The organism is Micromonospora sp. NPDC049366 (assembly GCF_044466625.1).
In the GTDB taxonomy this organism is placed as follows: Bacteria; Actinomycetota; Actinomycetes; order Mycobacteriales; family Micromonosporaceae; genus Micromonospora.
This window is the reverse complement of record NZ_JBITMV010000029.1, coordinates 1-19,140: the sequence shown is the minus strand read 5'-3', so window position 1 is coordinate 19,140 and position 19,140 is coordinate 1. Positions and strand designations below refer to the sequence as shown.

Below are 19,140 nucleotides of genomic sequence, written 5' to 3'. Positions count from 1 at the left end.
TGTTCACGGCCGTCGGGACGCGGCGGCGCGCAGGATGCTCAGCACCTGCTCGTCGTCGAGGGTGTCGGCGCCCGGCTCGGCGACCTCACGCAGCAGCACGTGGTGGACGCCGTTGTGCGCGGCGGTGTCCAGGACCCGGAACACGGTGCCGGGGGCGAACAGCACCTCGTCGCGCTCGGACAGCGCGCCGGGCCGCCGGCCGGTGAGGGAGTGGACGACGAGCACGTCCTGCGCTTCGCCGCGGCGGCCGTGCTCGGCCCGCAGCAGGTCGGGGCTGGTCAGGAACTCGCCAGGCCGGTAGGGGTCCGGGTCGGCGGGCGTGCGGGCGAGCACCGGCCCGATCACGGTGGGCAGCCGGTTGAGGCCGCTGACCAGGCAGGCGCGCAGCGGCGCCGCCTCTGCGGTGGATGCGGCGTGCAGCGTCGCCGCGACGGCGACCAGGTCGGCCATGACGGCGTCGGCGGTCTCGTCGGCGGCGGGGCGGATCCCGGGCCGCCGGATCAGCAGCCGGGAGACGTCGCGCGCGTGCACGTCGTACCGTGCGCCGAGGTGGTCGCGTACCCCGGCCTGCTCCTGGGGGGTGCTGCGCCGCGCCGCGGGGGCGGGGCCGGTGCTGTCGCCGCGCCGCAGCGGCGGCTGTGCGGGCGGGGCGGCTGCGGGTGCGAGGTCGCCGCGGGGCGTGGCGGCCGCGCCACCGGCGGTGCGCTGATGCGTGGCGGTGGACTTCGGCGTGGTGCGGATGGTGTCGCGAGTGGATGAAGCCTGGCTGGTGTGGCGGGTCTCGGCCGGCGGGGCCGGCTCTGGTCGGGGCGCCCGGACCGGTGCCGCTGTCGGGGTGGCGGCCGCGGGGGAGGCGCTCGCCGTCGGGGTGTTGCCCGCAACGGCAGGTCGCGGCACGGTTGCCGGCGACGCGGCGACGGCGGTCGCCGTGATCGGCGACACCTGCGGGACGGACCGCGGGGTCGGCGCCGCGGGGACCGCGGTGCTCGCCGGTTCGGCCGTCGTCGCGGAGGGCGCTGTCGGGGCCTCGACGACGGACGGCACCGTGGGCGGCGGCGGGGTGGGGACGGCCGCTGCCGGCGGCGGGGCCGCCACGGGCGGCTCGAACCGCACGTCGACCGCCATGCCGGCGGGCAGGCCGGAGACGAGCGTACGGGCGAGGTCGGACGCTTCGGCGGCGTCGGCGTCCACGACGAACGTGTCGGCGGCACCGGCGGGCCGGTGCCGGACGTCGTCGCGGGCCGGCTGGTCCGCGGGGCGCAGCCAGTAGCCGCCGCGCACCACTTCCAGCACCCAGCCGTCGGCGGCCTGCTCGACCGCCGGGCCGGTCTCGAGCCGCCCGGAGACCGGGCTGATCCAGGAGTCGACGTGGGGCACGGGGTCACCGGCGGGGTACGACACGGTCTGCGCGGGCCGTAGCGGCCCGGTGCGGCCGGCGGCGTCGACCGGGACGTGGTAGGTCGTGCCGTGACGCCGCACCGGCAGCCCGGCGGTGCGGGTCACGGTGAGGCGCAGGTCGGCACTGAGCCGGGCGGCGACCACGTCGAGCAGCGATCCCCAGGGCCCGTACGGCATCAACACCAGCCGGTCGAGCGTGACCCGCGGCAGCCGGGTGAGCCAGCGGTATACCCGCCACGGCGAGGGCGGCCTGCGGTCCGGCTGCCCGACCAGGACCACCATCCGGCTGTCGTCCACCTCGATCGCGTACGCCGGGTCGTCGGGCGCCACGGGTCGCCGCTGCGGCCGCCGCAGCCAGTAACCGGCGGGCAGGTCGTGGGCGAGCACCCGGTCGGGTAGCCAGCCTGACTGGCGGGGCAGCGGCGCCTGCCACTCGGGTGCGGGATGGCGCGGCGGGGCAACGGCGCCGGGCCGGGCGCCGGGCCGGTGCACCCGCCACGCCGCGACGTGTGGGCGGGTCACGACGAACAGTGCGCCCGGGGCGACCAGCATGGTGGGCCCCACTGGTGCGACGACCTCGATGTCGAGCCGCTCGGCCAGCCGCTGCGCGATCACCGCGGGACCCGCTCCGGAGCACGCGAGGCGGATCGAGGCGGGCTCGGGGATCTGCTCGCCGACCGCCCGTGCCACCAGATCGGGATCCTGGGGCGCGTCTCCGGCCAGCAACACGGTGCAGCGGTCGGTTTCGGCGGGCAGCGCCTCGACGAGCCGGCCGGGAAGCCGGTCGTCCTCTCCGATCACCAGCGTGTTGCCGTACCAACGGGCGTTGGGCTCGCGCATCGCGGGGGGCACCTCCGGTGACATGGTCCTCGATGCGGGCGGCGGCGGGCAGGCCCAGAAGGGCCCATTGTGGTCCCGGTTTGCCTCAGCGCGGGTCCGCCTCGGCCGGTCGCGGGTCGCTGTCGTCGTACGCGGCACTGCGGTGGTCCACCAGGCGGTAGCCGCGTTTCATCACGGTCTGGACGAGGTTCACGCCCGCCAGCGACCGGCGCAGCCGCGACACCGCGACCTCGACCGCGTGGTCGTCGGTGTGGGCCCAGAACGGCAGCAGGCGACGCACCTCGGCGGGGGACAGCACCCGGTCGGGGTGGCGGGCGAGCACGCGCAGCAGCGCCATCGGGCCCTGCTGCATCGTGATCAGGCGGCCGTCGACGACGACGGCCTCGCCGCGGACCTCGACCGTGTGCGGGTCGGCGGCGATGAGCTGGGTGCGCTGCCGCAGCACCCCCGCGACCGCGTTCGTGAGGTGCTCGACGTAGGGCGCGCCCGCCAGTTGCGGTTCGATGTCCAGCTCGCGCAGCGGCGCGGCGGTGAGCGGCCCGAGGCACACCGCCACCACATCGCCGGAGAGAGCCTGGTGCAGCTCGTCGAACTGGTCGCAGGTGCGGGCGTGCCACAGCAGGCTGCGGGTGGCCTCGGCGCTGGTCAGCACGACGGCGTCGAGCTGGCGGCCGACGACCTGCTTGACCACGCGGCGCATGACGTCGGGGCTGTTCGAGGGCAGGACCTGGTAGGTCGGGACGGACACGACCTTGTGCCCGACCTCGCTGAGCGTGTGCGCGAGCTCCTGCATCGCCGGGGTGCTGACCTGCAATGCGATCGTCTGGCCGGGGGGCAGGCGGTGGCGCAGGTGCAGGACGAGCCCCTCGGTGGTGTCGCCGACGGCGGAGGAGATGTTGGTGAAGCCCAGGGCGCGCAGCGCGTCGGCGCACAGTGGATTGCTGGCCAGCAGCCGCGCGTGGGCGAACCGGGCCAGCAGCGGCACGTCCAGCCGCCAGCTGCGGACCGCGGCCATCCAATAGTTGAACTCAACCGCGGCGGTGACCACGAGCTGGTCGAGCGGGCTGGTCAGGCAGCTCATGGTCGCCTGCTGCAGGGTCTCCTCGATCGGCTGGGCGACCGCCCGCACGGCTTGCACGCTGACGACGCGCGCTCCCTCGGCGGCCAGCGTCTCGGCCATCGGGTGCCGGCGCACATCGCTGAGCACGGCCACGGCGAATCCCGCCAGGGCGCCGACGGTCGGCGGTGCTGGCGGGAGCTTCCTGGCGCGTGGCGGCACGAGGCCCTTTCGGGGTGTTGAGGGGGGGACATCCCTTAATACGCAGCGGGGGGCCGGGTGGCTCGATCGGGCGGGCGGGTTTTCCGGCGATGCCGCCAGCGTGTTACGGGCATGTTTCGGGCCGTTCACCGATTGGGGTAGCGGTCTCGCCGAGAAAGCATGAGAAGTCCGTATTTAGCCGGTGTAAACCGGGTGCCTGCCCCGGCCGGGACGAGAAGCGGACGCGGACCCGGTGAGCAACTAGGCGGTTCGATTTCATGTCCGGCGAAGTGTTCCGTAATCAGATCGCTACCCGAACACTGACTCCGACAACGACCCCCGCGGCCGGTCACCGTCCGGCGGCCGGGTCCACCACTGATTTGTCGGGAGAGGCCTGTGGCTGAGGTCGCGCTCGCCGAGATTGGCAAGCGGTACGCAGACGGCACCATGGCGGTCGAGAAGCTGAGCCTGAAGGTCGCCGACGGCGAATTCCTCGTTCTCGTCGGCCCGTCCGGTTGCGGCAAGAGCACCGCGCTGCGGATGATCGCCGGACTCGAGGAGATCAGCGAGGGCACACTGAGTATCGGGGACCGGGTGGTCAACCGGGTGCCGGCCCGCGACCGGGACGTCGCGATGGTCTTCCAGAGTTACGCGCTCTACCCCCACCTTGACGTCTTCGACAACATCGGCTTCGGGCTGCGGTTGCGCGGCATGAGGAAGAACGCGGTCGAGCCCCGCGTCACCGCGGTCGCCGAGACCCTGGGCCTCACCGAGCACCTGCGCAGGCGACCCGCGTCGCTGTCCGGTGGGCAGCGCCAGCGGGTCGCGATGGGCCGGGCCATGGTACGCGAACCCGCCGTCTACCTGATGGACGAGCCACTGTCCAATCTGGACGCCAAGCTGCGGGTCCAGATGCGCGCCGAGATCGGGCGGATCACCCGCCGCACCGGGGTGACCACGATCTACGTCACCCACGACCAGACCGAGGCGATGACGCTGGGCGACCGGGTCGCCGTCATGCGCAAGGGCCGGCTGCAGCAGGTCGCGCCGCCGCAGGAGCTGTACGACAACCCGGTCAACGTGTTCGTCGCCGGCTTCATCGGCTCGCCGCCGATGAACCTGCTCGAAGGGGTGTTCAGCGAGGACGGCGACGCGCTGCGGCTCACCTTGGGCGACCGGACCATCCCGGTCGGCGGCACGTTCCTGCAGAACAGGCCGGGCCTGCGCGCCCACCTCGATCGTCGGGTCGTCGTCGGCGTACGACCAGAGGATCTGAGCGACGCCACGCTCGACGGGGCCGGCGCGCCCGCCGTGCTGACCGCCGAGGCCGAGCTGACCGAGGCGCTGGGCTCCGACCTGTACGTGCACTTCAGCCTGCCGGTGCCCGCCGTGGTCAGCGAGGACACCCGGGAACTGGCCCGCGACGCCGGTGCCGAGCCGCTGAGCGAGCGGGCCGACCGGTCCACCGTGGTGGCCCGGTTCAGCCCGCGCTCAGCGGCCCGGCCCGGTGACCGGATCGCGGTGGCCGTCGACGCGTCGCGGCTGCACGTCTTCGACGTCGAGACCGGTCGCAGCATCCGCTGAACGACTTCCGGCTGCCGGGGCTCCTACCCCCCGACGCCAGTCGGACAGAAGAGGTACCGCATCTTCTTCAGAAGGGAATGTTAGATGAGAAACAGTCTGCGCGTCGGGGCGGTGGCCGTGGCCGCCGTGCTGGCCGTCGCCGGGTGTGGCGGCTCCGGCGACCCCACCACGACAGGGTCGGGCCCGCTCGCCGGCCAGTCCGTGGAGGTGGCCGGCACCTGGTCGGGCACCGAGCAGGCCAGCTTCCAGCAGGTCCTCGACGCGTTCGCGGCCAAGACCGGCGCGACGGTCAAGTACACCTCCGGCGGCGACGACCTCGCCGCGCTGATCAACAGCCGGTTGGCCGGCGGCTCGCCGCCCGACGTCGCGCTGGTCCCGCAGCCCGGGGTCGTCAACGAGTTCGTTCGCAAGGGCGCCATCAAGCCGCTGACCGGCGCGGCGGCCGAGGCCGTCGCGGCCAACTACTCCCCGGCCTGGCAGGAGCTGGGCAGCGTCGACGGCAAGCTCTACGGCCTCTACTTCAAGGTCGCCAACAAGTCCGTGGTCTGGTACCGCACCGACACGTTCGCCGACGCCGGCGTCCAGCCGCCCGCGACCTGGGAGGACTTCGTCAAGGTCACCCGGACGCTGGCCGACTCCGGGGTGTCGCCGATGGCGGTGCCCGGCGGTGACGGCTGGACCCTGACCGACTGGTTCGAGAACGTCTACCTGCGCGTCGGCGGTCCGGAGAACTACGACAAGCTGTCCCGGCACGAGCTGCCGTGGACCGACCCGACCGTGGTCCAGACGCTGCAGCTGCTGGCCCAGTACTGGGGCGACGCCAAGGCGGTCCAGGGCGGCGCCAAGGGCGCCGTACAGCTGAAGTTCACCCAGTCCATCGCGGACGTGTTCGGCGACAAGCCGCTGTCGGCGATGCTGTTCGAGGGCGACTTCGTGGCCGCGGAGATCAACAAGCTGGGCAAGGTCAAGGTCGGCGAAGGCGCTCGCTTCTTCGACTGGCCGTCGGTCAACGGCTCCAAGCCCGCCGTGGTGACCGCCGGCGACCAGGCCGTGGTGTTCAAGGACAGCGCGGCCACCCAGGAGCTCATCGCGTTCCTGGCCTCGCCCGAAGCCGCGAAGATCATGGCGGCCAAGGGCGGATTCCTGTCGGCGAACAAGAATCTCGACACCTCGGCCTACCCGGACTCGACCACGGTCGCGCTGGCGGAGTCGGTGGTCAAGGCGGACCTGCTCCGCTTCGACCTGTCCGACCTGACTCCGCAGACCTTCGGCGGTGGCACCGGCGCGTCGATGTGGCGTCTGCTGCAGGACTTCCTGACCGACCCGGCCGATCCGGCCGGCACCGCCGCCAAGCTCGAGGAAGCCGCCAAGAAGGACTTCGGAGGTAAGTGATGGCACGCGCGTCCGAGCCGGTCGGCGAGGTCGTCACAGCTCAGGCTGTGCGCGGTCCCGGGGCACCGGTCGACGGCCAGACCCCGGCGGCGCCGTCCGGCGCCGGCCAGCCGGGCGCGCCCGGCGCGCGGTCCGCGCGCCGGGAGGGGCCGCGGTGGCGGGATCGGCTGACCAGCGTCTGGTTCCTGGCACCCGCGATCATCGTCCTGCTCACCCTGGTGGCGTACCCCATCGTCTACACCGTCTGGCTCAGCCTGCACAGCTCCGACGGCGACACGTTCGTCGGCGCCGACAACTACGTGCGGATGTTCACCGCGCCGGAGACCCGGCACGCGATCGTGAACAACATCGTCTGGGTCGTCGTGGCCCCGACCCTGGTCACCGTCACGGGCCTGGTCTTCGCCGTGCTGATCGAGCGCGTCCGGCTGGCCACGGTGTTCAAGGCCGTCGTCTTCATGCCGATGGCGATCTCCTTCCTCGCCGCCGGTGTCACCTTCCGCATGGTCTACGACGAGAGCCCGGACCGCGGCCTGCTCAACGCGGCGGTGGTGACGGTGCACGACGCGTTCAGCCCGCCCTCGCAGTACTACGGGGCCCGTCCGCGCGAGGGCGCACCGCTGCGGGAGGCCGCCGGCGGCTTCGAGGCCAGCGCGACCGCGGGCACCCCGGCGCCGCTGCCGCTGGTCGGCCTGCCGCAGGACCGGGTGCCCGCCGACGCGGAACCGGCCGCCCTGCCCGCCGTCGGACCCGGACTGACCGGCGTGGTGTGGCTGGACTTCACGCCCGGCGGCGGTGGCGTCGCCGGCGCTGTCGACCCGGTCGAGCGCGGCCTGCCGTCGATGACGGTGCAGGCGGTGCGGGACGGCACGGTGGTGGCGAGCACCACCACCGACGCCGCAGGCCGATTCGCATTCCCCGAGCTGACGTCCGGTTCGTACACGGTGCGGCTGAGCCCGGAAAACTTCACCGCCCCGTTCAACGGCGTCACCTGGCTCGGCCCGTCGCTGGTCACCCCGTCGATCATCCTCGCCTACATCTGGATCTGGGCCGGGTTCGCGATGGTCCTGATCACGGCCGGCCTGTCGGCGATCCCGCGCGACGCGCTGGAGGCCGCCCGCGTCGACGGCGCGACGGAGTGGCAGGTCTTCCGCCGCGTCACCGTGCCGCTGGTCCGCCCGGTGCTGGTGGTCGTGCTGGTCACCCTCACCATCAATGTTCTCAAGATCTTCGACCTGGTCATGGTACTGGCACCGGAGTCGTCACAGGACGACGCGAACGTCATCGCCCTGCAGATGTACCGGGTGTCGTTCGGCGGCGGACTGGACTTCGGGCTCGGCAGCGCCCTCGGCGTACTGCTGTTCCTGCTGGTGCTGCCGGCGATGTTGTTCAACATCCGACGCATGCGGAAGGAGCAGAGGTGAGCGTCGACGTCGAGATGCAGGTGCCCGACCTGACGCCGGCCGGGGTCACCGTGAGCGGCCCTCCGCGGCGCAGCCTGGCCGCGCGGCTGGTCGCCCGGCTGGGCAGCACGGCGATCAACGTGATCGTGGTGCTGCTGGCGGTGTTCTGGCTCGCTCCCGTCGTGGGCCTGGCCGTGGCCAGCCTGCGCACCACCGCCGACAACAGTTCCACCGGCTGGTGGACGGTGCTGACCGAGCCCAGTCGGCTGACCCTGGACAACTACGCCGCGCTCATCCGCAACGAGAGCATGCTGCACTCGCTGTGGAACACCGTGTTGATCACGGTGCCGTCCACGATCCTGGTGGTCGTGCTCGGCGCGCTGGCCGCCTACGCGTTGGCCTGGATCGACTTCCCCGGCCGGGACTGGCTGTTCGTGCTGATCGTGGCCCTGATCGTGGTTCCGGTGCAAGTGGCGATCATCCCCGACGCGAAGCTGTTCGGGTCGTTGGGGATCTACGGCAGCCTCACCGCCGTGGTCGCCTTCCACGTGGCGTTCGGGTTGCCGTTCGCCATCTTCCTGCTGCGCAACTTCTTCCTGGCCATCCCGCGCGACCTGCTGGAGGCGGCCCGGATGGACGGCGGCCGCGACTTCACCATCTTCCGGCGTGTCGTGCTGCCCGTCGCCTGGCCGGCCATCGCCTCGCTGGCCATCTTCCAGTTCCTGTGGGTCTGGAACGACCTGCTGGTGGCGCTGGTCTTCGCGACCTCCGACAACGCGCCGATCACCTACACGCTGCGGGAGCAGATGCGTGCCTTCTCCTCCAACGTCGACGTGATCGGGCCAGGGGCGTTCCTGTCCATGCTGGTGCCGCTCATCGTGTTCTTCGCGTTCCAGCGCTACTTCGTGCAAGGAATCCTGGCGGGTTCGGTCAAGTGACGACAACTGCCGCGGGCGTCGCGCCGGGACCGGACCGGCGCCCGCGGCAGCCGCTCCGGCACGGCCCCGCACGCCGGTGCGGGTGAACGAGGGCAGCGAGGAGGGAAACATGGTGCTTGCGGTGACGAACGAGCGACCGCCGATTGGCGGCACCAGGCCGAGGCGGTACGGGTCGGACAGCGCCGAGCGGCGGATGCGGTCCATCTGGATCGCCCACGCCGGGCCGCTGCTGCGGTTCCTGCAGCGGCTCAATCCCGGACGCGAGCACGTCGCCGAGGACCTGCTCCAGGAGACCCTCATGCGCGCCTGGCGGCACCTCGACAAGTTGCCCGACGACGTGGACTCGCTGGCGCCGTGGCTCTACACGGTTGCCCGCCGGATCGTGATCGACGCCGCGCGCGCACGGCAGTTCCGGCCGGTCGAGATCGCACTCGGCGAGGCCGACCGCGAGCCGGTGATGGCCGACGAGTTCGACCAGGTCGTGTCGGCGCAGGTCATCCGCGGCGCGCTGCAACGGCTGACCCCCGAGCACCAGGCGGTGCTGATCGAGCTGTACTTCCGCCAACACTCCACGGCCGAGACGGCCGCACGGCTGGGCATCCCCGAGGGCACCGTCAAGTCGCGGGTCTACTACGCCCTGCGAACGCTGAACGCGATCTTACGGACCAAGGACTAGCCGCCGGACCAGCCGATTCAGACCCTGTGTGGGCGCCGACGGGCACCCACCGGAACCAACGCGCCCCGTGCGCCGCCGCACCGCCTGCGGCGAGCTGCCGGACGGCGCGGCCCCCGCGATGCGGGGCGGGGCCCGCCCCCGCCCCGCCCCGCATCGCCACTACGCCGACGGCATCGGCCGGGCCAGCGGCCGCGAACAGGCCCGGACGGGACCGGCCCGGACGCCCCGGATCCGTATGACGTGATGCCGCACCACCAGTTGTTGCGGCCGATTGAACCCCGCGCGGGACACCGCCACGAAACCCCTGGAACGGACCGATGAGCAACACCACACCACCCCTGCCGCATCGGCGACCCCGCCAGATGCCGCACTCACCCGACTGGTTCAAGCACGCCGTTTTCTACGAGATGCTGGTGCAGGCCGGGCTCGACTCCGACGGAGACGGCCGCGGCGACCTGCCCGGTCTTACCAGCAAGCTGGACTATCTGCAGTGGCTGGGCATCGACTGCGTCTGGCTGCCGCCCTTCTACGACTCACCGCAGCGCGACGGCGGCTACGACGTGCGCGACTACTGCCGAATCCTGCCCGAGTACGGCACACTCGACGACTTCGTCACGTTCGTCGACGAGGCCCACCGGCGCGGCATCCGCGTCGTGACCGACCTGGTCCTCAACCACACCTCCGACACCCACGAGTGGTTCCAGCAGTCCCGCCAGGACCCGGGCGGTCCGTACGGCGACTACTACGTCTGGCGCGACACCGACACCGAGTACGCCGGCGTGCGCATCATCTTCAGTGACACCGAGGCGTCCAACTGGACCTTCGACCACGTCCGCAAGCAGTTCTACTGGCACCGATTCTTCTCCCACCAGCCCGACCTCAACTACGACAATCCCGCCGTACGCGAGGCGATGCTGGCGGTCGTCCGGTTCTGGCTGGAGCTCGGCATCGACGGGTTCCGCCTCGACGCCGCGACCTACCTGTACGAGCGCGAGGGCACCGACAGCGCCAACCTGCCCGAGACGCATGCCTATCTGAAAGCCATCCGCCGGATGATCGACGAGGAGTACCCGGGCCGGATCCTGCTCGCCGAGGCCAACCTCTGGCCGCAGGACCTCGTCGACTACTTCGGCGACCCGGCGGTCGGCGGCGACGAGTGCCACATGGCCTTCCACTTCCCACTGATGCCGCGCATCTTCATGGCGGTGCGCCGCGAGTCGCGCCACCCGATCTCGGAGATCCTCGCGCAGACCCCGGTGCTGCCCTCCGGCTGCCAGTGGGGCACATTCCTGCGCAACCACGACGAGCTGACCCTGGAGATGGTCACCGACGAGGAGCGCGACTACCTGTACAACGAGTACGCCAAGGACCCGCGCATGCGGCTCAACGCCGGCATCCGCCGCCGGCTCGCCCCGATGGTCGACAACGACCGTAACCAGATCGAGCTGTTCACCTCGCTGCTGCTGTCGCTGCCCGGTTCGCCGGTCATCTACTACGGCGACGAGATCGGCATGGGCGACAACATCTGGCTCGGCGACCGCGACAGCGTACGCACCCCGATGCAGTGGACGTCGGGTCGCAACGCCGGCTTCGCCACGATCGACCCGGCCCGGCTCTACCTGCCGGTCAACATGGGCCCGGTCTACGGCTACCAGGCCATCAACGTCGAACAGCAGCTCGAACAGCCGGCCTCGTTGCTCCAGTGGACCCGACGCATGATCGCTCTGCGCAAACAGCACCCCGCCCTGGCGGTGGGCACCTACGAGGACATCGACGCCGCCAACCCGGCGGTGCTGGCGTTCCTGCGCCGCCGCACCGACAGCGACGCCGACGAGGTGGTGCTCTGCGTGCACAACCTGTCCCAGCACCCGCAGCCGGTGCGGCTGTCGTTCGGGGACCGCTTCAGCGGCTGGACCCCGATCGAGCTGACCGGCGGCACCAGGTTCCCCGAGGTCCGACAGGACCCGTACGTGCTCGCGCTGCCCGGCTACGCCAGCTACTGGTTCCAGCTGTCCCCGGCGATGGTCCCCGCCGCCCCGCAGCTGGTCCAGCAGCGGGCCGACGGCCGGCTGGCCTCGGCGTCGTAGAAGGCACGGAGGAAGGCCTGAGCCACCCCCGCTTCGATGGAGTTTCCTACCGGCCACGAGGGGTTTGTGCACCTCGAACACGGCGATTACGGCCGGTAGGATCTCCAGGAACGCCTGCTGCCCGTGGTTTTCCGAGACCGGTGCTCGCACCCAGCCACCCCCTGCGAGGCGCGCTGGTCGTAGAACGCGCGTTCTCGCCTTCGTCACATCGTGCGACCCGCGTTGACCAGCCGGATCGGTCAGTGGTGTACGGTTCGCGACCGAGCGTGAGGGGGAGTCGGATGAGTTATCTACAGCAGGCCGAGCAGTCGCCGGAGACTGAGCGGATCTTTGACGCGGCCACGAAGGGGTTGGGCTACCTGCCCAACTTCACCAGGTTGTTCGCTCACAGCCCGGCCGCGTACCTGGCCTGGCAGCAGCTCAACAGCGCGGTGAAGGCCGACATGGAGCTGCGCCGCTACGAGTTGGCGACCCTCGCCGCGGCGCGGGCCCTGAAATCCTCCTACTGCGGACTGGCGCACGGCACGATCCTGCGAGACAAGTTCTTCGACGCGTCGACCGTCGCCGCCATCGCGTCAGACCACGGCAGCGCCGGCCTCTCCGCGCAGGAGGTCGCGGTCGTCGACTTCGCCGGAAAGGTCGCGACCGACGCGAGTTCGGTCGCCGAGGCCGACATTGCGGGCCTGCGCAGTCACGGTCTCGATGACACGGAGATCTTCCACGTGATTCTCGCCGTCGGTGTCAGATGCTTCTTCAGCACGGTCCTCAACGCTGCTGGGGCTGTGCCCGATCCGCACTACAAGGAAAGCCTCGACGCGGACCTGCGGCAGGCGCTGAGCTTCGGCGGCTAAGAGACGTCTCGTAACTCGGGGCAGCTTGGGCGAGGCGATCCAGGAGATCCGTGATCGATGGCTGCTGCGTGTTGCTGGATGAACTGGACGCGAGAGGCGACATCGCTGCGCGGCAGGGTGCTGAGCTCGTAGCCGTGTTGGGTGTAGGCGGCGACCATGGCGTCATGGGTACGCACGGCTTCGGCGAAGTCTTGGTGTCGTTCGCTGTCGGTGGTGTAGATCTGCGGCCAGGGCGGGGCGATGAACACGCGCTGGTGGTAGCGGAACAGCTGCGCTGCGGCTGTCACGTGCGCGGGAACGGGCTGGCCGAGTAGGAGGTAGTAGCCGACCAGGTCCGGGATCCCACGGTCGAAGAAGACGGGTCCGGCATGCTGGTGGGCTTGGCGGTAGGAGCGGATTTCCCAGCTGAGCATGATCTCGGCGAACAGTCGTGGGTCCCCGTTGTGTAGCGCCTGACCGCCGATTGACATCTGGTCCTGGATGATCTGTCGTCCCGCTTCGTCGACGCAGGCGTAGCCGGCACGCCGCAAGCTGTCGACCAGGGTGGTCTTGCCGGCTCCGGGTCCGCCGGTGATGACGATGTACTGGCTGCTCACTTCATCCTCGCTGATGGGCGTCGACGTCTCGCAACTTGATGCTGTTGCCCTGGTGGTGCCGCACGTCGATCCCGGGTTGAGCGGGTGTCGCCGGGGCGCCCTCGGTCCCGGCCTGCCGAAGTCGATGCGGCGTTGGCTGTTGTGGCGGCCTGGCGGTGCGGGCGTCGCGGACACGCCTGCTGGGCGATCTCGGCGCGCTGCTGGTCGTGGCGTTCCCGCTCGAGGGCGCGCTGGCGGCCCTGCCGAGGAGAGTTGTAGAAGGCGCTGTGGGCGACGCCGAAGAGCGGCAGAGCAGACGGACCGGGTAGGTCTTCTCCGCGTCGGTGAACCGGTACACGTCAGTCCGGTTCACCGCTCCGTCTCGCGTGCGAAGACGACCGCGGCTTTTTCAGGATCTCTTCTCCAGCTCCGGTGGGCAACCTGACGCCGCAGCCGGCCCGCTCGTCAGCGGCCAGGCCGCTGGGCCGGTCGCCATTGCGCTCCTGCCGCAAACGATCGACCCAGTTGCGCAGCGTCTCGTGGTTGACGCCCAACTCCCGGCCGACGTCACGGATCGTGCGACCGGAGTCGAGGACCAGCGCCGCGGCCTGGCGGCGGAACTCCTCGGGGTACTTGCTCTGTCGAGCCACAGCGGTCTCCCCCTCCTCCGCAGGACGCCAAGTCAGAAGGTGTCCGGTCTCAGGGAGTCAGTCCACCTTTGTGGCTCGCCGCAGGCGATCCAGGTCGCCGCCCGGTCGCAGTCGTTGTACACGGACCAGGCAACGACTCTTGTCAACTCTGTGGGAGCCGTGGCTGACGACCGCTGGCCGGTCCCGGTGGCAGTTGCCCGGACCGGCCAACCGATCGAGCCGCCTGCTGCCCCAAGCGGAGTCAGCGCGTGGTCAGGAGATCTGCCAATCGATCGGCTGCTCGCCCGGAGACGGGATCAGCGCGGTGAACAGCGGACTGGGCGTTGCGAGGACGGCGTTACGGAACTCCGCCCAGTAGCCGTCGGTGCCCAGGATCTGCTTGGCCCTGGGAATGGCTGCCGAGTCCGGCGCGGAGTAGTAACGTACCTTGGTGTTGTCCCCGTCGACGGCGGCTCGGTACACGACGTCGGCGGTGATCGACGGGTCGGAGCCGGTTGGCGCGTTCTTGGAGAAGAACGCATCGATTCCAGCCTGGTAGTCCGCAGGGACGTCCTGCGCAATGTCGATCTTCGTGAAGATGCGGGTGGAGTGCTGTCCGGGCAGGACGGCCTTGACCGCGATGCCGAAGGCGGCCACCTCCAGGCTCATCCCCTCGCTGAGCGCGGCCACGGCTGCCTTGGAGGCGGCGTAGACGGCGCTGTACGGATAACCCTGCTCGGCGGTCAACGAGGAGATGTTGATGATCGTTCCGGAGCGCTGGGCGCGGAAGATCGGCAGGAAGGCCCGGCTGAGCGCGATCAGTCCGAACACGTTGGTCTGGAACTGCCGGTGGATCTGGTCCATGCTGCTCACCTCCACCGGCCCCATCTGGTAGAAACCCGCATTGTTGACCAAGACGTCGACCTGTCCGAACTGCTCGACGGCGGTCTGCGCGAAGGTCCCTGCCGCCTGCTCGTCATCGACGTCCAGCAGCAGCGTCCTGACCCGCTTCAACTCGTCGTGCACCGTCAGGTCGGCCTCCTTGCGGACCGTCGCGACCACGTTCCAGCCTTCGGCGGCGAACTTCTCGACGATGGCCCGGCCCATTCCAGTCGCGGTACCGGTCACCACGATTGTTTTCGACATGGAGGGCTTCCTCTCCTATTAGTTCCGGCCCGGACATTCGTGCCCGCTATGGGCTTTGCTGCGTCCGGGCGAGTGGTGGCTTGCTGACGTGTCCCAGTGTCATCGTGGTGTATCGGGCCGACCAGGTTCGGTTCTTCATGGGAAAGACAGTCCCAGGTATCCGCCGGGGCCCGAGGGTAGATTGGGTTTCATGTCCAATCGTCCGGCGTCCGCCGTGAGCAATCCGCTTGCCGAGTTTCTGCGGGCCAGTCGTGCACGTATCCGGCCGGAGGACGTCGGCCTACCCGACGGCGGCCGGCGGCGCCGCGTTCCCGGGCTGCGCCGTGAAGAGGTCGCCCAGCTGGCCAATGTCAGCGCGGACTATCTGGCCCGGCTCGAGCAGGGACGCGTCACCAGTGCGTCACCCGAGGTCCTCGACGCCCTCGCGGACGCGCTTGGTCTCGACCGCGACGGCCGGGAGTACTTGCATTCGATCGCAGGGCCGAAACAGCGCCCAGGATCCCGTACGCAGACCACGTCGCGGGTTGACCCGCAGACCCAGCGATTGCTCGATAGCCTGTACGAAGTTCCCGCCTACGTATTCGGCCGGAGACTGGATATCCTCGCCTGGAATCCCCTGGCCGCTGCCTTGTTCGCCGATTATGGGGCACTGCCGGAGCGGCAGCGGAACCTTATCTGGCTCACTTTCCTCGATCCGGGTTACCGGGCATTGAACACCGACTGGGCCAGGGCCGCCCAGGAATGCGTCGCCTATCTACGCATGGAGGCCCGGAACTACCCGAGCGATCAGCGCCTGGCCGAACTTGTCGGGACTCTCTCCGTCAAAGACGCGGACTTTCGCACATGGTGGGGCGGCCACCACGTGACCGGCGCCGCACTGCGCCGCAAGATCTACCAGCATCCACTGGTCGGCCCGCTCACCCTCGATTCGCAGCAATTCGACGTCAGCGGCAAGCCCGACCAGCACCTCGTGGTGTTCACCGCCGAACCAGACAGCCCATCCCACGAGGCACTGAAGTTGCTCGCCCAGTGGGCGAACACGCCGGTGGCTTGAAATCCCCGTTCCGAAAGTGCCCTTCCTCCGATTCAGCATCGTGGTTGTAGACCTGTTCTATGGCCGGGACTGTTGGCGATGTCGGCACCGTCAACAGCAGCCGGCCGGACCGGCGATCACCGAGCGGTGGACAGGAATCGGGTCTGGGCGTGCCGCAGGCTGCTGAGGGCGGCGGGCACGGGCACGACGCCATAGCGGTCGAATGCATCAACGCTCGCCCCGAGCGATGGTGGCCACCGCCGCTGCCACTCGACCAGTGGCACCCGCGGGCCCGCTGCGCGCAGCGGCGTGGCGAGTCGGTTGAACTCCACACTTCGCCATTCGAATAGCGCGCTCCAGCGTCGCGTCGCGGCCATCAGCGAGCCGGCGACGTCGGCCGCCGTGGCCGTCGACGGCTGGACCACGTCGCCGTTCATGAGCGAGTGCCGCCCCAGCGGCAGTGCGTTGCGGTGGCCGTACCGTTGGCCGACAACCGCTGAGACGTGTCGGCAGGTTTCGCAGCCCAACCACGACCACCTGGTTCGGGTGGTCACCGTGTCCCGGACGCACAAGACGCACAGGTCGAGGTCGCCGGAGATGTCTCGTCCCTCCTGGTCCGGCGTACGTGATTCACAGCCGCATCGCTGCTCGCGCGGGCCTCCACCGCCGCGGAGATTTCCGCAGGTCAGGCAGACCGCGAAAGCGGTCAGATCCACGTCGTGGAATGGCACGGTGAACTCGCCTTCTGGTGCCCTCAAGGCACCCGCTCTTGCCGGGCCGCAGTTCGCGGTCGGCCTGGTCTTCTCCCGGGGGCACCGTGCGCGGGTGGCGCGGTTGCCGGGTCAGCAAGCCGGGAGGCTTGACGCTGACCACTCGTGACGCCCACGCAGCATAGAGATCAGCGAGGTCGGGAGCAATCCCGAGGGAGCGCGCGGTGGAAGCCCGCGTCGACCGCGGGTGCTCTGGCTGCCGGAGGCCCTGGTGCGGATGAGCAGTTCGGCGTCGCCGGCTCCGCCTGGCTCGCCAGGCACACGGCGCTCCGTGAGGCAGCGGCACGATGGCCGTAGAGCACCGAAATCTGGCCGATGGGGAGATGTTCTTGGGCCGCTGGGAGGACGTCGCCCCGTCGGTGGTCACCGTTAGCCTCTCGCCAAAGACGTGAGAGGAATGGCGATGGACCTTCGTGGTGTTGGGCTTGGGCGGCTGAAGGACGTTGCCGACGCCGCGGGACGAGTGGTCGCCGACAGCACGAGCGTCGCGAGGCAGTTTGTCGCGGATGCTGCTGGCGATGCCCAGGAGAAGGTGAAGCAGTCCGCCGAGCAGGTGATGGCGAAGGTCGGAGAAGTCAAGGAGGGCATCTCGACGTGGTCGTCGCGCGACACCGACAATGTCGGCGACTTGTCCACGCTCAGCGCGGACGGGAAGTTGCTCTATTGCCGGGTGCTGGTGAGTCTGGCGCTGGTCGACGGCCTCCTCGACCCTCGCGAGATCGCGAATCTGTACCTGTTCGCGTCGACGATCGGCCTCGACGGCGAAGCACGGTCGGAGTTGCGTAGGGAGATCACCGGGGCGCAACGCGACGCAGTAGGTGGCGCCGGCGACCCCGACGCCACGGTGAAGTTGTCCAGCGAATTGCGCGACCTCCTTGAGGAGGATCAGCGCGAGCCGGTCTTCACGGTGCTGGTGCGCGATCTGGTGCGAATCTCGCGTGCTGACAGGCATGCCGCGGACGCCGAGCGTGAGCGGATTGTGCTGGTGGCAGCACTCGTGTTCCCCGAGTCAGCTGACGAGGTCGTGGCGGCGACCGAACGGTTCGTGATTGCCGAGGAAGATTTCGCTTCCGGCAAGATCACGACCAGCCAGCTGGAAACCACCACCAAGGACATCGCTGCGAAGGCTGCTGCGTTCGGTGCCCCGATCGCTGCGGTCAGTCTTGCCGGCAGCGTCTCCGGACTCAGCGGGGCGGGAATCACCTCGGGTCTGGCGGCCCTGGGGTTCGGTGGCCTGCTGGGTTTGAGCGCGATGGTCACCGGGATCGGCACCGTGGTGATTCTCGGGGTCGCGGTCCATCAGGGGGCGCGTTGGGTGCTGGCCACCAACGAGCGCGAACGAGAAAATCGACGCGAGCATCTCATCCAGCAGGTCCTCAAGAATCATCAGCAGGCGATGGCCGAGCTCACCGACGACATCGCGGGGCTCGCTCACCGGGTGCAGGCCTACCTCATCCAGACCTTGAGGAACGAGGAACGCCTGACCATGCTCAAAGCTGAGTTGGCCGCGTTCCAGTCGGCCCTGGCAAATCTGCAGACCAGTCAGGAGGCCTTCGAACGCCGGGAGCCGCTTCATGTCGGATAACCAGCTCTCGGCCGCCGCCGCGGTCGTGGCTTACCAGGCCGTCACGCTGACCGAACTGCGGGGCTTGTTCGATCAGGTGGATTTCGACCTCAAGGATGTCCTCGAACGCGAATCTCGCGTCAGCGACACTCTGGACTCGGTCGAGTCCGACTTCGACGCGGTGCGCGCCCGTCTCCACGCACTGGGCGTCCTCGTACCAGCCCAGGCGTGCCAGGCGAGCGCAGCGGCCACCGTGAGTGTCGAGACAGCGAGCCGCCCCCGTTACACCGTGCCCATCGTCCCGACGGATGGCGACTTCGATCAGCTCGTCAGGCTTGCCGAAGCTCGGTTGGATCTGTTGGGCATCGATCTGACCCGGGATCCGCTTCAGCAGGTTCTGCCCTCCGGCCAGATAGCTCGCAGCCTGGGCGACTACGCCGAGGAGCACGGCGACATCAGCTGGGACACGACCGACTGGACGGTCGTCCTGCTTGCCGGAGCCCTCGCGACCGTCCTGGACATCATCCTCGTCCGCATCCCCCAGGACTCCACGTTCCTAGGCGAGAAGCAGACGGGATCGCCCCTCACCAAGTGGCTCCAGGACAAGGATCGGGCGCAAGACATCCATACCCGATTCTTCAAGCGGTTCGAGAAGCTGGCCAAAGTGCCCTATGACGCCCCCACCACGATGGCCACCGACGGACTGGTCAGCGGCATGCGGCCAGCTACCCATCGGCTCCAGAGCCTCGGCCACGATCCGGCCCTGGGTTTCCTCGTCGGCGTGGCAGATCTCATGAACGGCAGCGGCACCTACATCGACAAGGCAGGGAAGCTGGTTCGGGTCGCCACCGACTACGACCCGGTCAACCTGATCACCGCGTTCATCAAGCAGTTGCGCCATCTGCTGTCAGTTTCTGGGCTCCTTCGGAGCGCCGCGCATGCGGGAAAATCGGGTGTGGTCGCTCGCCGACGTCGGCCGTCTTTGGCCCGGTCCAGGCC

General features: G+C 69.7%; 15 protein-coding genes, 1 pseudogene and 1 riboswitch. Of the genes and pseudogenes, 10 read left to right on the top strand and 6 right to left on the bottom strand.

Annotation, left to right across the window (positions count from 1 at the left end; genetic code table 11):
- Nucleotides 1-3: 3 nt before the first annotated feature.
- The gene (locus tag ACIBTV_RS29585; protein ID WP_396710172.1) at nucleotides 4-2,238 is read right to left on the bottom strand and encodes a hypothetical protein; all 2,235 of its coding nucleotides are present in this window, start codon (nucleotides 2,236-2,238) and stop codon (nucleotides 4-6) included.
- Nucleotides 2,239-2,323: 85 nt separating this feature from the next.
- Nucleotides 2,324-3,451 carry a uroporphyrinogen-III synthase gene (locus ACIBTV_RS29580; RefSeq protein ID WP_396710171.1) on the bottom strand — a complete coding sequence of 376 codons (1,128 nt, stop codon included), beginning with the start codon at nucleotides 3,449-3,451 and terminating at the stop codon, nucleotides 2,324-2,326.
- Nucleotides 3,452-3,892: 441 nt separating this feature from the next.
- Between ACIBTV_RS29580 and ACIBTV_RS29575 the strand changes: the two genes are divergently transcribed.
- The 7 genes from ACIBTV_RS29575 (at nucleotide 3,893) to ACIBTV_RS29545 (ending at nucleotide 12,424) form a co-directional block, all read left to right on the top strand.
- Entirely contained in the window at nucleotides 3,893-5,080 is a 1,188-nt protein-coding gene (locus ACIBTV_RS29575) for an ABC transporter ATP-binding protein (RefSeq protein ID WP_396710169.1), read from the top strand.
- A gap of 84 nt (nucleotides 5,081-5,164) precedes the next feature.
- Nucleotides 5,165-6,472 carry an ABC transporter substrate-binding protein gene (locus ACIBTV_RS29570; RefSeq protein ID WP_396710168.1) on the top strand — a complete coding sequence of 436 codons (1,308 nt, stop codon included), beginning with the start codon at nucleotides 5,165-5,167 and terminating at the stop codon, nucleotides 6,470-6,472.
- The gene (locus ACIBTV_RS29565; protein WP_396710166.1) at nucleotides 6,472-7,893 is read left to right on the top strand and encodes an ABC transporter permease subunit; all 1,422 of its coding nucleotides are present in this window, start codon (nucleotides 6,472-6,474) and stop codon (nucleotides 7,891-7,893) included. The genes ACIBTV_RS29570 and ACIBTV_RS29565 overlap by 1 nt, the downstream gene beginning before the upstream one ends.
- Nucleotides 7,890-8,810: a carbohydrate ABC transporter permease gene (locus ACIBTV_RS29560; protein WP_396710164.1), complete on the top strand. Its 921-nt coding sequence runs from the start codon at nucleotides 7,890-7,892 to the stop codon at nucleotides 8,808-8,810. Before ACIBTV_RS29565 ends, ACIBTV_RS29560 begins: the two co-directional genes overlap by 4 nt.
- 109 nt (nucleotides 8,811-8,919) lie before the next feature.
- Entirely contained in the window at nucleotides 8,920-9,486 is a 567-nt protein-coding gene (locus ACIBTV_RS29555) for a sigma-70 family RNA polymerase sigma factor (RefSeq protein ID WP_396710162.1), read from the top strand.
- A gap of 317 nt (nucleotides 9,487-9,803) precedes the next feature.
- Entirely contained in the window at nucleotides 9,804-11,573 is a 1,770-nt protein-coding gene (gene treS / locus ACIBTV_RS29550; protein ID WP_396710160.1) for a maltose alpha-D-glucosyltransferase, read from the top strand.
- 281 nt (nucleotides 11,574-11,854) lie between these two features.
- Complete coding sequence (locus tag ACIBTV_RS29545; protein WP_396710159.1) at nucleotides 11,855-12,424, top strand: peroxidase; 570 nt, start codon at nucleotides 11,855-11,857, stop codon at nucleotides 12,422-12,424.
- Here the strand turns inward: ACIBTV_RS29545 and ACIBTV_RS29540 are convergent.
- From ACIBTV_RS29540 to ACIBTV_RS29530, 3 genes are all read right to left on the bottom strand, one after another.
- Nucleotides 12,421-13,020, bottom strand: coding sequence for an AAA family ATPase (locus ACIBTV_RS29540; protein WP_396710157.1), 600 nt, complete (start codon nucleotides 13,018-13,020; stop codon nucleotides 12,421-12,423). The two genes, ACIBTV_RS29545 and ACIBTV_RS29540, sit on opposite strands and share 4 nt — an antisense overlap.
- A gap of 338 nt (nucleotides 13,021-13,358) precedes the next feature.
- A complete protein-coding gene (locus ACIBTV_RS29535) occupies nucleotides 13,359-13,649 on the bottom strand; it encodes a transposase (protein ID WP_396710155.1) in 291 nt (96 codons plus the stop codon).
- Nucleotides 13,650-13,901: 252 nt separating this feature from the next.
- Nucleotides 13,902-14,759 carry an SDR family NAD(P)-dependent oxidoreductase gene (locus ACIBTV_RS29530; RefSeq protein WP_396710153.1) on the bottom strand — a complete coding sequence of 286 codons (858 nt, stop codon included), beginning with the start codon at nucleotides 14,757-14,759 and terminating at the stop codon, nucleotides 13,902-13,904.
- 205 nt (nucleotides 14,760-14,964) lie between these two features.
- On the opposite strand from ACIBTV_RS29530, the gene ACIBTV_RS29525 reads away from it, so the two are divergent.
- Entirely contained in the window at nucleotides 14,965-15,828 is an 864-nt protein-coding gene (locus ACIBTV_RS29525; RefSeq protein ID WP_396710152.1) for a helix-turn-helix transcriptional regulator, read from the top strand.
- A gap of 116 nt (nucleotides 15,829-15,944) precedes the next feature.
- Here ACIBTV_RS29525 and ACIBTV_RS29520 read toward each other — a convergent pair whose 3' ends face one another.
- Nucleotides 15,945-16,244 (bottom strand): hypothetical protein, encoded by a 300-nt coding sequence (locus ACIBTV_RS29520; protein ID WP_396710150.1) that lies wholly within the window; start codon nucleotides 16,242-16,244, stop codon nucleotides 15,945-15,947.
- Nucleotides 16,245-16,567: 323 nt separating this feature from the next.
- A riboswitch (SAM riboswitch) is annotated at nucleotides 16,568-16,688 on the bottom strand.
- A 292-nt stretch (nucleotides 16,689-16,980) separates the two neighbouring features.
- On the opposite strand from ACIBTV_RS29520, the gene ACIBTV_RS29515 reads away from it, so the two are divergent.
- Together ACIBTV_RS29515 and ACIBTV_RS29510 are read left to right on the top strand one after the other, a co-directional pair.
- A complete protein-coding gene (locus ACIBTV_RS29515; protein ID WP_396710148.1) occupies nucleotides 16,981-18,162 on the top strand; it encodes a TerB family tellurite resistance protein in 1,182 nt (393 codons plus the stop codon).
- Nucleotides 18,152-19,140: pseudogene (locus ACIBTV_RS29510) on the top strand (hypothetical protein); the annotation flags it as partial. The gene ACIBTV_RS29515 and the pseudogene ACIBTV_RS29510, both read left to right, overlap by 11 nt.